This window comes from Kushneria sp. AK178 (assembly GCF_053903105.1).
In genome coordinates this window covers 1,414,608-1,428,385 of sequence record NZ_CP096381.1, presented here as the reverse complement: position 1 = coordinate 1,428,385, position 13,778 = coordinate 1,414,608, and the positions used below count along the sequence as shown (strand labels likewise).

13 protein-coding genes are annotated in these 13,778 nt (G+C 63.6%); 3 read left to right on the top strand and 10 right to left on the bottom strand.

Annotated elements, in window-relative coordinates; all coding sequences use genetic code 11:
- Nucleotides 1-52 precede the first annotated feature (52 nt).
- Nucleotides 53-742 (bottom strand): hypothetical protein, encoded by a 690-nt coding sequence (locus tag M1D97_RS06370; RefSeq protein ID WP_456269893.1) that lies wholly within the window; start codon nt 740-742, stop codon nt 53-55.
- A 239-nt stretch (nt 743-981) separates the two neighbouring features.
- Between M1D97_RS06370 and M1D97_RS06365 the strand changes: the two genes are divergently transcribed.
- Nucleotides 982-1,140, top strand: coding sequence for a hypothetical protein (locus tag M1D97_RS06365; RefSeq protein ID WP_456269892.1), 159 nt, complete (start codon nt 982-984; stop codon nt 1,138-1,140).
- A 74-nt stretch (nt 1,141-1,214) separates the two neighbouring features.
- On the opposite strand, the gene M1D97_RS06360 is transcribed toward M1D97_RS06365, so the two are convergent.
- From M1D97_RS06360 to M1D97_RS06340, 5 genes are all read right to left on the bottom strand, one after another.
- Nucleotides 1,215-1,925 (bottom strand): alpha/beta fold hydrolase, encoded by a 711-nt coding sequence (locus M1D97_RS06360; RefSeq protein ID WP_456269891.1) that lies wholly within the window; start codon nt 1,923-1,925, stop codon nt 1,215-1,217.
- 73 nt (nt 1,926-1,998) lie between these two features.
- Complete coding sequence (locus tag M1D97_RS06355; protein WP_456269890.1) at nt 1,999-2,439, bottom strand: group I truncated hemoglobin; 441 nt, start codon at nt 2,437-2,439, stop codon at nt 1,999-2,001.
- Nucleotides 2,440-2,452: 13 nt separating this feature from the next.
- Nucleotides 2,453-3,304 (bottom strand): DUF3034 family protein, encoded by an 852-nt coding sequence (locus M1D97_RS06350; RefSeq protein WP_456269889.1) that lies wholly within the window; start codon nt 3,302-3,304, stop codon nt 2,453-2,455.
- A complete protein-coding gene (locus tag M1D97_RS06345) occupies nt 3,301-5,649 on the bottom strand; it encodes a putative bifunctional diguanylate cyclase/phosphodiesterase (RefSeq protein ID WP_456269888.1) in 2,349 nt (782 codons plus the stop codon). The genes M1D97_RS06350 and M1D97_RS06345 overlap by 4 nt, the downstream gene beginning before the upstream one ends.
- On the bottom strand, nt 5,649-6,323 hold the full coding sequence (locus M1D97_RS06340) for a carboxypeptidase regulatory-like domain-containing protein (protein ID WP_456269887.1): 675 nt from the start codon (nt 6,321-6,323) through the stop codon (nt 5,649-5,651). The genes M1D97_RS06345 and M1D97_RS06340 overlap by 1 nt, the downstream gene beginning before the upstream one ends.
- Before the next feature lie 344 nt (nt 6,324-6,667).
- Between M1D97_RS06340 and M1D97_RS06335 the strand changes: the two genes are divergently transcribed.
- Entirely contained in the window at nt 6,668-8,368 is a 1,701-nt protein-coding gene (locus M1D97_RS06335; RefSeq protein ID WP_456269886.1) for a methyl-accepting chemotaxis protein, read from the top strand.
- Between the two features lie 49 nt (nt 8,369-8,417).
- Here M1D97_RS06335 and M1D97_RS06330 read toward each other — a convergent pair whose 3' ends face one another.
- The 4 genes from M1D97_RS06330 to M1D97_RS06315 all read right to left on the bottom strand — a co-directional run bounded on the left by M1D97_RS06330 (nt 8,418) and on the right by M1D97_RS06315 (nt 12,552).
- On the bottom strand, nt 8,418-9,023 hold the full coding sequence (locus tag M1D97_RS06330) for a DUF4202 domain-containing protein (protein ID WP_456269885.1): 606 nt from the start codon (nt 9,021-9,023) through the stop codon (nt 8,418-8,420).
- A gap of 43 nt (nt 9,024-9,066) precedes the next feature.
- The gene (locus M1D97_RS06325; protein ID WP_456269884.1) at nt 9,067-10,509 is read right to left on the bottom strand and encodes an MATE family efflux transporter; all 1,443 of its coding nucleotides are present in this window, start codon (nt 10,507-10,509) and stop codon (nt 9,067-9,069) included.
- 140 nt (nt 10,510-10,649) lie between these two features.
- The gene (locus tag M1D97_RS06320) at nt 10,650-11,762 is read right to left on the bottom strand and encodes a cobalamin-independent methionine synthase II family protein (RefSeq protein WP_456269883.1); all 1,113 of its coding nucleotides are present in this window, start codon (nt 11,760-11,762) and stop codon (nt 10,650-10,652) included.
- Between the two features lie 178 nt (nt 11,763-11,940).
- The gene (locus tag M1D97_RS06315; protein WP_456269882.1) at nt 11,941-12,552 is read right to left on the bottom strand and encodes a LysE/ArgO family amino acid transporter; all 612 of its coding nucleotides are present in this window, start codon (nt 12,550-12,552) and stop codon (nt 11,941-11,943) included.
- 161 nt (nt 12,553-12,713) lie between these two features.
- Between M1D97_RS06315 and M1D97_RS06310 the strand changes: the two genes are divergently transcribed.
- Complete coding sequence (locus M1D97_RS06310) at nt 12,714-13,778, top strand: serine hydrolase domain-containing protein (protein ID WP_456269881.1); 1,065 nt, start codon at nt 12,714-12,716, stop codon at nt 13,776-13,778.

Genomic DNA, 13,778 nt, shown 5'->3' with positions numbered 1-13,778 from the left:
TCAGGCCGCCCGGAGGGTCATTCATCCATACCCCGGGGCCTGCGCCTGCTTGTCATCGGACCACTTTTTCCGGGGTACTGAGCACTGATTGCCAGTTCGTGATCTCCTTACGCTTGCTTCGGGAAACCAGCTGGCGTGTCATGGCCTTTTCCGGGGCAAAATGATATTTGTTGTGCTGGTCATGACTAATGACAAAGGATCGTCTGGCACCAACCGGATGACGCTGCTGACCGTAAATGCTGATGACAAGGATGTCGAAGTGGGTAAAGGGCTTGTCGTCGACAGGCCGGCTTGATTCATCGAGTTTGATGTCATTCAGGGTCGCCACCCGTTCAATCAACATGCCAAACCGGCCGGCATCGATGTACTCGCCCTTATTGATCGGCCCCTGTCGTGTCATGTAACGCACATTTTCCGACTCGACAATATCTCCCTCGACGCCCTCCCGACTGTTGATATCGGTCACATCCGCATAATAGACGTGGTCATCGTTACGCAGCCTGACAATGATGGTTTCAATAAAGGCCGTGCCGTTGCTCATGTTGCTGAGCAGACAGTGGGCATCAAGATCATGACCGTTACAGCGATTGACAATCAGCTCGGGCTTTTTCCCGCTTAGAAAGGTATGAACGATCAACTGTAGATAGACAGCCCAGATAATGGCCATGGCTACCGTGCCCACGCCACTGAAAACCGCTGCATTGGCCACCAGCCATTCCCACGAGGTATTCATCCATGCCATGGAGTATTGTCCTTTCGACTCAATCATTAATGGCCGGAGAGGCTATACCAACGTCGAAATGAACACCTCAACATGCATCACTGGATAAAAAATAAATCACTGAATTTTATAATAAATTCTTAATAATAAGGGGATTGAAGCATCTTCAGTCAAGGTTCAGTCCATCACATTGAACCCTGCCGGCAATAACCGCATATACTGAAACAGGGAAACATCCCGACACCCATGGAGGGATCAGCATGAAACGAGCTATTGGCGCCTTTATTGCCAACTGGCTGCGCAAGCCGGAAAATCGCCGCAAGGCCAAACAGACGGCGCAGCACGTCTGGAACCGCTTTCAGCAGGGTAAAAACACCTCGGCCAAAAACGGTCGTAACGCGCCGCGTCAGCAGCGCTGAGACGACGCCCTGCCGCTGAACCAGCCCACCTCACTGTACTGTCGCGCGATGAATGATCACGTCATCGCGCGCTGTCATGTCTGCCCGTTGGCACGACCTGCTGATGTCGCCATGAAGGCCGCGATGGCCGCAGCCGTTTCCCGGGCATGCTCGAGCACCAGACCGTGCCCGGCATCGGCGATCAGCTGTATCTGTCCATTCGGTGGCAGACACGCAGCCATGGCCTGACGTGCCGGCGCCGGAATCAAAACATCCCGTTCCCCGAAAAGATGCAGTTGAGGCATCGTCAGACGTCCCAGCGTGTGGCGCAGATCCAGACTGCCCAGCAGCGCCAGCTCCGCAGCCGACTGACGCATCCCGACCCGGGGCAGCGTCGTCAGCAAACGTTGTCCCAGATGCCGGAGATCATGCCCGCCCCGGGCCAGCAGCGAGGGCCATGCCCGCGGGTGGGGCGCCCCCGGGGCCGACCAGGCGGGCGGCATGACCCGCGCGCTGGTCCCCATGGTTACCAGCCCCGGGGTGCGCGCACCGCGCCGCTCGGCCAGTGCCGCCGCCAGCATCCCGCCCATCGACCAGCCGCCCAGCCAGGCATTGTCGGGCAGCTGCTCATCCAGTGCCTCGAGCCACGCCTCGAGCCGGTTGTCTTTCAGTCGCGGGTAGTACGCGCACTGCACGCTGATGCGGTGATCGCAGCGCTCGATGGCATGCGCCAGCGGCGCCAGTGGCCTCGGCCCCAGCACCCAGCCGGGCAGCAGGATCAGCGTGGTCTTGTCGGTGATGCTCATGGTGGGGTCTTTTCAGGAATGAAACACTATTGTCGAGCGCACAACGCGTACTGTCACCGGACAATCATGTGCTCTATTGATCGCGCATGACCTCACGGTATTTCGGTGCCAGCCGCCCCAGCAGCGCATTGCGCGCCCCCGTGTCGATGTCACGGGCCAGCAGGGCCTGCTGCAGGTTATCGACCAGCGCATTGAAGCTGGCGTCGGTCAGTCCCATGTGCTGATGCGCGCGCGCCATGGAGGGGCCGTCATAGGTGCAGGGGCCGTCGCTGATATCGCAGAAATACTGCTCCAGCGAGCCGGCCAGATAGTCGATGTTGGTGTGAGCGAAATAACCGACGATGCGTGGGTCATCGGCCACGTTGATGAGAAAGGCCGTGACGATGTCATGAATACCCGCCTGACCGCCCAGACGCTGATAGAGCGACGGTGTTGAACTACCCGGCTGTCCGGCACAGCCCGAGAGACCGGTCAGCAGCAATGCGATCAGAGCAAAACGACAGAACATGGTCATGACTCTCCCCGCGTTACAGCGCCAGCTGAAGCGACAGATAGCCGCCGCGCTGGCGCTCAAGGCCCGCCACGCTGCCCAGATCCACCAGGGCACCCGTCAGCGACACGTTTTTGTTGATCAACCACGCCAGGTAGAGATCGCGCCAGTCATCCTCCCGGGCAAATCCCAGGTTGTCGGGTTTTTGACGATACTCCACGCCCACCAGCCAGTCGGGGGTCAGAAACAGCCCCACCGACCCTTCAACCATCCACTCCCGATGATGGCCCTCGTCACCGCCAAACCCCAGCAGGCCACCCTGGTTGGCCTTCGTTGAGCGCAGCGTGGTGTTGACCAGCAGGTTGCGCCCGGCAATGGCATTGAAAAAAAGCTTGCTGCCGGCCAGATAAACATCATTGCCCTGCATTTTCTGCGCCCCCACGGCACGGGCCAGCGCCCGCCCCTCGACAAGCTGCTTGTGCTGCACGCCCAGGCTCCATACCCCCCAGGGCCGGTAGAGCACATCGCCGAACAGACGCATCTTGACGCCGTAGATCTCCTGACGCTGCTGGCCTCCCAGGGTGTCCAGCGCCAGACGCTGGCTGGCCAGGGAGAGCTCGAGTCGGTCATACAGATTGGCGGCCACGCCGTGGACCACCAGGTGGTAGTCGTCTACATCGGCGCGCGTGCCCCCTGCCGTGACGCTGACCTCCCCGTCACTGGCCGTACCGGTCAGCACGCCCCAGGGGGACAGCCCGCCGCCGCTGCCGCCTTCGATCGGCATGACGCCACCGGTTCCCTGCAGCCGGCTGCCGGCCAGAGCCGGGCTGCCGGCCGCCAGCCAGCACACGCCGATCAGCAGCAGCCATGATGCTGGACATGACGTCATTCCAGTGCCCTCCGGGTCGTGATCTCACTATCGCGATACAGTTTGAGCCAGTCGATGACCTGCTCCGGCGGCAGCGGACGCGACAGCAGATAGCCCTGCAGCACATCGCACGCCATGGCCGTCAGCAGCGTCCGCGACGCCTCGGTCTCGACGCCTTCCGCGACCACGCTCAACCCCAGACTGTGGGCCAGCTCGACGGTGGAGCGCACGATAATGCGATCCTCCGGGTCGCTGTCGAGCTTTAAAATGAAGGACTTGTCGATCTTGAGCTCCTGCACCGGCAGGCGCTTGAGCTGGGACAGCGACGAGTAGCCGGTGCCATAGTCATCCACCGCAATATGCAGCCCGGCCTCGCGCAAAGCGATCAGATTGCGCTGCGCCAGCGCAGGGTCCTGGATCAGCGCGCTCTCCGTCACCTCGAGTCGCAACCGCTCGGGGCCGAGCTGATGGTCCTGCAGCAGCCGCCGGATACGACCGGGCAGCGTGATATCCATCACATCCTGTGCCGACAGATTGATCGCCACGCCCAGTAACTCACCCTGCTGCGCCCATTGATCGATCTGACGGCAGACGGTGCGCAGCATCCACTGGGTCAGCTGCGTGATCCGCCCCGACTGTTCGGCCAGCGCAATGAACTCATCCGGCGGTACGAACCCAAGCGTCGGATGACACCAGCGCATCAGGGCTTCAAACCCTGTCACCTCGCCATCGGCCGCTATCACCTTGGGCTGATACACCATGGTGAGCTGATCCTGCGCCACCGCCGTGCCCAGATCGCGGACCAGGGTCAAGCGGCGCTGATGCTGCTCATCCTGGCCCGGCTCATAGCGCACGTATCGGGCGGGCACATGACGGGCCCGGTCCATGGCAATTTCGGCGCAGCGCAGCAGCAGACCGGCACGCTCGCCGTGCGCCGGATAGCGGACCTCCCCCACAACCAGTGACAGCGCGATCGGCGACTGCTCGTGCTCGACGGGTCGGGACAGACTGTCGTGCAGGGTGGCGATCCATTGCGGTGTGGTGTCCTCGCCCGTGAGCATCAGCAGGAACTCGTCACCTCCCAGCCGGTAGGCTTGCCGGGACGGCAGCGCCAGCGCCTCGAGCCGCTGCGCCAGCAGGCGCAGTACCTCATCACCCACGGTGTAGCCAAAGGTGTCGTTGATCTGGCGAAAGCCGACAATGGAGAGCCGCAGCAGCGTAAAGGGTGTGCCCTGGTCGAGGGTACGGGCGATGTCCTGCCGGGCGCTGTCGCGATTGGCCAGCCCGGTCAGGCGATCGTGGCGGGCGTGATACAACAGGCGCTGCTCGCGCTGCTCGATATCGGCCTGCATCTCCATCAGGGTGTCCGCCAGCAGACCGATCTCCCGGTGGCGGCCGTGATCGAGTGCTGCCAGCCGCTCACCGCGGCCGATACGCCGGGCAGAGGCCACCAGCCCCAGCAGGGGGCGCGTCATGCTGCGAGCCACCAGGGCCGCCACAATGGCGGTCAACACCAGCATGACGCCGAAAATGGTCAGAAGCTGCCAGCTCAGGGCGTGATACACCGCCAGCAGATCGCTCTTGTCATGCTGGATGACCACCCAGGCACGGCCCGCGCCGTCGCCCTGCAGCGCCATGGCGCGTGCCAGCGTGTCGGTGCGCGCTTCCATGTCGCTGTGATCGATGAAGCGCCCCTGCCTCAGCGCGGTCCGGAACGTCTCGAGCACCGACGCACGCGCCGAGGCCAGCGCCCCGGCCACAAAGGCCGGCCGCGCGCCCTCGGCGGCCCCGTCGTCCACCATGAAACTGACCGATAGACGCGTCAGCATCCCCAGCTCGCGGGCCAGTTGATCATCGAGCATGAAACCCATGCCCACCCAGCCGATCAACCCCGGCGCCCGCACCGGCATCAGCACCATCTGATAGGGGACGCCGTCCTGCAGCACGACCCCCACGACACTGTCTTGACTGCCGGCCTGCTGCCACAGCGTTTTGAAGGGCATGTCAGCGCCCGCCGACTGGTGGCTGCCGGCCAGAATATGGCCCTGCGGGTCGGTCAGAAGCACCATGTCGGCGCCGGCACGCTCGCCATGATTGAGCAGCACGCTGCTCAGGGTCCGCGTGTCCTGGGTGGCCACGGCCGATCTGAAACCGAAATCCGAGGCCAGTACGGCCACATTGTCACGCAGATGATGGCCCCGCTCGGCCAGCAGCTGCCGGGTGACATCCAGGGCGACATCGATCTCGCGACCGCCCTTGTGCAGGACGTCGCGACGGATGGTATCGAGCGTGGCCACGGCCGTCCCCAGCTGCGCCACCACCAGCACGGCCAGCATGGTCAGCAAAAGACGACGCCGAAAGGACATTACGGATGCTCCTGATGCCTGAGGCCATGCTGAAAGCGCTGCTGCAGCAGGGAGGGCTCGGCAGGGGGGCTGGGCGTGGCCGCCAGCGGCAGCGCCACGTGATTGTCGAGGCGGGTATCGACCTCGCCTTCCCACCACTGCTGGTGCGTGTCCTCAAGGCGCGGGTGCCATACCCGCATCGAATAGCGCCCCGGCGGCAGCGACGCCAGATCGACACGCCCGCGCGCATCGGTCATGGCCACAAACGCCGCCTCGCTGACGATGATGAAGGCCTGCATCGGGTCGTGGATATTGCATCCCAGCACCACCACGCCGGGCGTGTCGAACACCACCGGCGGCGGTGTTTCCTTGAGATAGAGATCCAGGCTGAACACCTTCGGCGGCGAGAAGGAGAAGACCTGATGGCGGGTGATGTCCTGATTGGGAAAGCTGACACGCGCTCCCACGGGAATCACGCTGACCGGTGGGTCGAACCTCGCCTCGCGCTGTACGATCTCGTAGTGCACGCGCGACGATGCCGGCTGCTTTTCTCCCGGCAGAGCGATTTCGATGACGGCCCGATCCAGCGGCGCACCACTGTCGGCCTGCGTCACCTGAAGCGAGCCCCCCGCCCTGGCGGTCAGCGATGACAGCAGCAAAAGCGTCATCAAACACCATTTCAGGGAGTGCGCCATTCCGATATCCCCGTTTGTATTCAATCCCGATCCCACACGACCCTGTCGATCACGCCCGCGTCATGAATGAACTGCCTGTTGAGTACGCTTCATCGGCGCCGGGGCGGAAAACTTGACGCCCTCGGACCGGCGCTCGACGGCGCAACCCCTAAGCCAGGTTTAATCCGGCCCTGTCGATCAGGATGATGGATCCGATAGCACTCGATTAAATCGCACAGCGGTCGATATAAGCCCATCATCTCCGCGATCTGCACAACACCGTCTGTCACGTCGAATCCCGCGTGATCCGTGCAATCGGTCAGTACCGGAAACGACGGGAACCATCATGTCGAGGAAGGCAGAAAATGTTGACCCCCAAAAGAAGCGTTCGACTCCGTCTATCGGGCAGTCTGGCCATCTGTATCGTGCTGCTGTTGATCGTGGGCGCGCTGGGCCTTCACAGCGCGCACCGCTCGCAGCAGGCGCTGGAGAGGACCTTCAACACCAATGTGACCGCGCTCGAGCAGCTGGGCATCATGCGCACGGCGCTTTTGAGCAACCGCGTCAGGGTGGTCGCCGAACAGCGCGACCGGAACGCAACTACCGTGGCCGGCGCGCAGGCCGAAATGACACGGAATGACGCCCGGGCCAATGCGGCCATGCAGACCTATCTGTCGGTGATCCACGATGAACAGGAGCGAGCGCAGGCCCAGCGGCTGCAGCAGGACATCACGACCCTGCAGACCGACCTGCAGCGCATGATGACCATGATGGCCGCCGGCGATTTTGACGCGGCCAGCGCCTTTAATACCGCCACCCTGAGCGGCGATTATCAGGTGGTGATTGACGGCATTGCGGGCCTTTTCGAAGGCGAAGTCTCGCGAGCGGCGCAGCAAAGCCAGGAAAGCCACGCAGCCTACGAAGCACTCAGAAACACCATGCTGGGGGTGATCGCCCTGGCCATCGCTCTGGCGCTGGCGCTGTCGATCCGGCTGGTTCGCGGCATCATGACGCCGCTGGGCAAGGCGCATCACTTTGCCCATGAGCTGGCCCGGGGCAATCTGGCCGTGAAGACCCACATCACCTGCAAGGACGAATTCGGCGACATGCTGCACGCGCTGACCGCCATGCAGCACAAGATGGCCGGCGTCATCCGGTCGGTGAGCGACAACGCCGTGGCCGTCAATGACGCGGCACACAACATTACCCGCGGCAACGATGATCTCAATCGCCGCACCCAGGAGCAGGCGGCCAGTCTCGAAGAGACCGCCGCCTCGATGGAAGAGATCACGACCACGGTACGCCACAATGCCGACAACGCCGCCCAGGCCGATCGACTGGTCCGCGAGGTCAGTCAGCAGGCACAGACCGGTGGCAATGTGGTGCAAAACGCCGTCTCGGCCATGAACGAAATCAGCGCCTCGAGCCGAAAGATTGCCACCATCGTCAGCCTGATCGACGAGATTGCCTTTCAGACCAATCTGCTGGCGCTCAACGCCTCGGTCGAGGCTGCCCGCGCCGGCGAGCAGGGTCGCGGGTTTGCGGTGGTCGCCAATGAAGTGCGCAATCTCGCCGGCCGCAGCGCCAATGCCGCGCGCGAAATCAAGCAGCTGGTCGAGGAGAGTGTCACGCGCGTGGACAACGGCGCCGAACTGGTGGATCGCTCGGGGCAGACCCTGACCGAGATCGTCACCAGCGTGAAGCGCGTCACCGACCTGGTCAGCGAGATCGCCGTGGCCAGCCGGGAGCAGGCCACCGGCATCGACCAGGTCAATGTGGCCGTCTCCCAGATGGACGCCGTCACCCAGCAAAACGCCTCGCTGGTGGAAGAGTCGAGCACGGCCAGCCGTGCCCTGCGCACCCGTGCCGATGCACTGCAGCAGGAGATCGCCTTCTTCAGGGTCGACGGGACAGACCATGGCCGCGTCGACGCTTCGAGGCCGACGGCCACCGCGCCGGCGGCATCAATGACACGCTCGGCCAGCGCATTCGCGGCCTCTGGTCGCCCCGGGCTCAAGCGACCGGTCGCGCAGCGTCACGATGTCGAGGAGTGGGCCGAGTTCTGACCCGCCCGCCACGGCCACAACCCCGCCCGCCGGCGGGGTTTTTGATGCGTCAGTGCATCTCCATGTCGACGGCCTTTTCAAGCAGCGCTCTGGCGCGCCCCTCCAGCGGAATCTCGCCGGCCAGCCGGTGACCGTCGGCGGACATCTTGCGCAGGGTCTTGCGCAGGATGCCGAGCACCTTGTCATCGTCATGCTCGGCAGCAAAGGGGCCGTAGTAATCCTGCAAAAAGACCAGACAGGCGGCATCTTCGAGCGCCCGGGTCTCGTCGTCGTTTTTCAGATCCTCCTTGCGCACCAGTGCCGCCACCCGGGCGCAGTCCGTCTCATCGTAGCCGGCCTGACGCAGCACATCGGCAGCCATGTCGGCCTGGCGTGTCTTGAGGCCGGTGCGCCAGGCGTGATAGCCGGGGCGATCCATCGGGTAGCTGTCGCGCGGCACCTCCCAGCGCTTTAGATGCTGGGCGCGCACCGCCAGCTGCAGCGTCTCACCGGCATCGGGTCGCAGGCGTTCCAGCCAGTTGCTCATGCGCTGGGCGTACAACAGCTCATAGGGGACTTCTTCGCCGTCGACCGTCTCCATGCGCGGGTCTTCGGCGTGCAATGCGTCAAGCTGCGCCATCGCGGCATCGAACCGATCACTGTCTGCCTCTGCCATGTCTTTTCTCCTCGTTATTGATTGGATGTCATGATTGTGACGGCTACGACGCCGAGCCGTGGCCCTTCTCGATGATCTCATCGGAGACCTGTCGGGCCAGCGGGTCCTCCTGCTCGGCCAGCCGCCCCTTTTGCCAGTCACCGCGCATGAAAAGAATCAGCGCGATCAGGGCCGTGATCAGGTTGGTAACCGGAAAGGCCCACCAGATGCCGTCAACGCCCATGACGGTGTCCCGTGACAGGATAAAGGCCAGCGGAAACTGCAGCACCCACTGCGACACCAGCGCCAGCAGCATCGCCACCACGGTATGGCCGGCAGCGCGAAAGACGCCGGTCAGCGCCATCTGGGCTCCGATAAAGCCGAACGTCAGCGAGGTGATATGAAGAAAATGGCTGCCGGCCTCGATGACGGCCTCATCGCCGGGTACGAAAAAGGCCACCAGCTCGCGCGCGAACGCAAATATCAGCCCGCCGATCACGCTCAGCCCCACCAGCGCAATCAGCGCGGACAATCGTGCAATGCGGGCGGCGCGCTCGACCTGGCCGGCGCCGATGTTCTGGCCCACCAGTGCCGCCGTCGACATGGAAAGACCCAGCGCCGGAATGATGACAAACGCCATGATATTGGTGCCCACCCCATAGGCGGCGATGGTGACGGTGCCAAAGCCCGTGACCAGAAACACCATCACGTTCATGCCCAGCGCGCGAGCCGACAGCTCCACCGAGGCCGGCAGCCCCAGCGACAGCGCGCGACGAATGAACACCGGGTCGGGACGCAGATGGTGGGCCCTGAGTTCGATGCCGTGACGACCGCGTACCAGCAGCCACAGCCCGGTCCCCAGTGCCAGCGCCTGGGTGACCAGTGTCGCCAGAGCGGCACCGCCCACTCCGAGGTTGAAACCGAAGATGAACAGCGGATCGAGCACCACGTTCAACGCCACCGTGCCGGTCACGATATACAGCGGCAGGCGCACCTCGCCGATGCCGCGCATCAGCGCCTGAAACATGGAAAAGCCGAAGGTGAAGACCATGGCCGCCATCGAGATGCGCAGAAAGACCAGCGCAGCGTCGTACACGGCCGGCTCGACGCCCAGAAGGCCCAGCAGCCCTGGGGCCAGCAGGATGCCGAGGATCGACAGGCTGATGGAAGTCACCACCACCAGCAAAATGGTCTGGCCGGCCACCTGATTGACCCGGTGATGATTGCCCGCGCCCATGTGCTGCGCCGCCAGCGTCGAGCCCGCCATGCTGAAGCCCGAGCCCAGCGCGATCAGCAGAAAGGTCACCGGAAAGCTGACCGACACGGCCGCGACCGCATGGCCCCCCAGCCGACCAACCCAGAAGGCATCGATGAGCTGATAGCCCGACTGCAGGATGTTGGCCAGTACAATGGGCACGGCCAGCTTCAGCAGGGACCCCAGGATGGGGCCTTCCAGCAGGGTGGTCTGATCGCGCGGCGCACGGTGCGTGCCGGTCTGTCGGGCCAAGGGAGCTACCTTCCGGTCGGGGAACATGCGCCCACGATAGCGGGCCACGCCCGTCCCTGCAGCCATGACGCGGCCCGCGCCCATAAAAAACGCCCGACCGATGACCGGTCGGGCGTCGATGAGCACTCGGGGAAAGCGTTTCAGTAGCCCCAGAACTCCTCGGCGAGATTGACGATCAGATCCAGCTTTTCCCACTGCTGCTGCTCGGTGAGGTTGTTACCCTCATGGGTCGAGGCAAAGCCGCACTGCGGGCTCAGACAGAGCTGCTCCATCGGCACGTACTCGCTGGCCTCGTTCAGGCGCTGCCGGATCTGCTCACCGGATTCGAGCTCGCCGGTCTTGGTCGTCACCAGCCCCAGCACGACCTGCTGATGGCCCTCGGGCAGAAACCGCAGCGGTTTGAAATCGCCGGCCCGGTCGGTGTCGTACTCCAGAAAGAAGGCATCGACATTGACACTGCCCAGCAGCGTCTCCGCTACCGGCTCATAGCCGCCCTCGCTGATCCAGGTGGAGCGGAAGTTGCCGCGACAGACGTGCAGGCTGATGTGCATGTCGGCCGGCCGACCCTCCAGCGCCCGGTTGAGGACGTCGGCATAAACGTACTGCAGCGTTTCGGGCGACTCGAGGCCCCGCTCGCGCGCTGCTTCGAGTTCACTGTCGGAGCACAGATAGGCCCAGACCGTGTCATCCAGCTGCAGATAGCGACAGCCCGCCTCGTAAAAGGCCGCGATGGCATCGCGCCAGGCATCGGCCAGGTCGTTGAAGTAGCTGCCCCACTCGGGATAGACGCTGCGATCGACCTGATTGGCGCCGCGGAAATGAAGCACGCTCGGGCTCGGGATCGTCATCTTGGCAACCGAGCCGGTCGTCTGCGCGTTGAGATAGCGAAAGTGCTCGAGCATCGGGTGGTCCGGATTGAAGCCGACGCGATCCACCACGCGCACCCCGTATGACGACGTCTGGCGCCCCTGGAACTGGATGCCTTGCTCGGACTCGAAGCCTTCGACGCCCTTGAGGTGTTCGAGAAAGTCGAAATGCCACCAGGCACGGCGCAGCTCGCCATCGGTGACGGCCTTGAGACCCAGCGATTCCTGTTTCTGGACCAGCCGCGTGATCTCCTTGTCCTCGACGGCCTTGAGCGCAGCCCGGTCAATGGTGCCCTGGGCGTACTGTTCACGCGCACTCTTGACGCTATCACTGCGCAGCAGACTGCCCACCGTATCAGCTCGGTAGGGCGGCATGGGTAAAGACATGATCGTTCCTTAATCAAAAGTGCTGCAGAACAGCGTTTTCGTCACGTAGCCTGTTTCATCACACAATATGGCGTGGCGTTAATGTGAATACCAGCAAGGGTCATTCAGTGACACCATGAACGATATTCAACCATGGACCGGCGCCTGTCAGTGTGGTGCCTTCATTACAATAAATCCTTCACGGCGACACGACCATGGGCCACAGCAGTGACAGCGCCACGCCCCACATCAAAAGCGCCATGATGCCATCGAGTATCTGCCAGGCCCGCGGCCGGGCCAGAAGCCCCCGCAGACGCAATGCGCCGACGCCGAGTCCGAAGAAAAAGACAAAGGACGCCACCACGGCGCCGGCCAGAAAGGCCGCTTTTGGCGACTGCTGCGCCGATACCGCCCCCACCAGCACGACCGTGTCCAGATAGACATGCGGGTTGAGCCAGGTCAGTGCCAGGCACAAGCCAAGCGTGCGGCGCCGGGAGGCCTTTGCCTGTCCGGCCGGGGCCAGCGCCTGGCCGCCGCGCAGGGAAGCGTGCATGGCCCGGATGCCATAGAGCAATAAAAAGATGGCGCCCGCGAGGCGCATGACGTCATCAAGCGCCGGAAAGTACCCGGTCAGGGTGGCAGCGCCATACACGCCGAACGTCAAAAGCAGCGCGTCCGACGCAGCGCAGGCCAGACAGACCCAGACGACATGCTCCCCGCGCAATCCCTGGCGCAGCACAAACGCGTTCTGCGCGCCGATCGCCATGATCAGTGACAGTCCGAGCCCCAGCCCGGTCCAGAATGCCTGCATGTCCCGCCCCTTCCGTGTTGCTTCAGACCATCAGGGTACGCGGATGGGCGGACGCTGCCATGAAAGCTCCTGATGCCCCATTCGGGGCATTCATGCACGCTCGATCGCCGGCGGGTGCGGCAAATGCCCGGGAGATGCGCCACACTGGAAGGATCCTGCTCATGACGACCCGCGGAGTGGCGCCCATGCGACAGCCCGGACACCGGTATCGTGCCCTGATGATGACCGCCATGGTCTGGCTGCTGGCGATGCCGGCCATCGCTGCCCCCTTGACGCCCGAGCCCTCGACGCTGACCCGACTGGAGCAGCGCGCCGGTGATCTGCCGCGCACCCATACCCTCATGGTCGCCATTAACGGCGAGACGGTGATCGACCGGGGCTACCGTGGCCACCGCACCGATCAGACCGCCAATATCAAGTCGCTGTCCAAAACGTTGATGTCGGCACTGGTGGGCGCTGCCATCGAACGTGGCGTCATCCAGGGGGTCGATCAGCCGATCGTCGAGCTGCTCGCCTCCGATCAGATCCCCGCTGATGCCGACCCGCGGATCAGCACCATTACCGTGGGTCAGCTGCTGTCGATGCAGGCGGGGCTCGAGCGCACCTCCGGGCAGCACTACGGCGCTTGGGTGGCCAGCAATAACTGGGTGCGCTATGCGCTTTCACGCCCCTTCGTGGATGCCCCCGGCGGGCGAATGCTCTACTCCACCGGCAACACCCACCTGCTCTCGGCGGCCCTGACCCATGCCACCGGCCGCTCGACGCTGACCCTGATGCGGGACTGGCTGGGCGCGCCGCTGGGCATCAGCATTCCGCCCTGGACGCGCGATCCGCAGGGCATTTACTTCGGCGGCAACGAAATGGGCCTGACACCGCAGGCGCTTGTGGCGTTTGGCGAGATGTACCGCCTGAACGGACGCTACGACGGTCGACAGGTGCTGCCGGCAGACTGGATCGCTACGTCCTGGCAGCCGCGCACCCGCTCGTTTTATAACGGCAGCAATTACGGCTACGGCTGGTTCAGTGACAAGATCGAGGGCGAGCCGGTGTATTACGGCTGGGGCTATGGCGGACAGGTACTGTTCGTGGTGCCGGGACGCGAGATGACGATCGTGTTGACCTCGGACCCCAGCCCGCCTTCCCGCGGCAGCTATCTGGGCCGGATCAGATCATTGGTCGGCGAGCTGATCACGGCCACTGCACCGATGCAGGGCCCGGCCTCATAA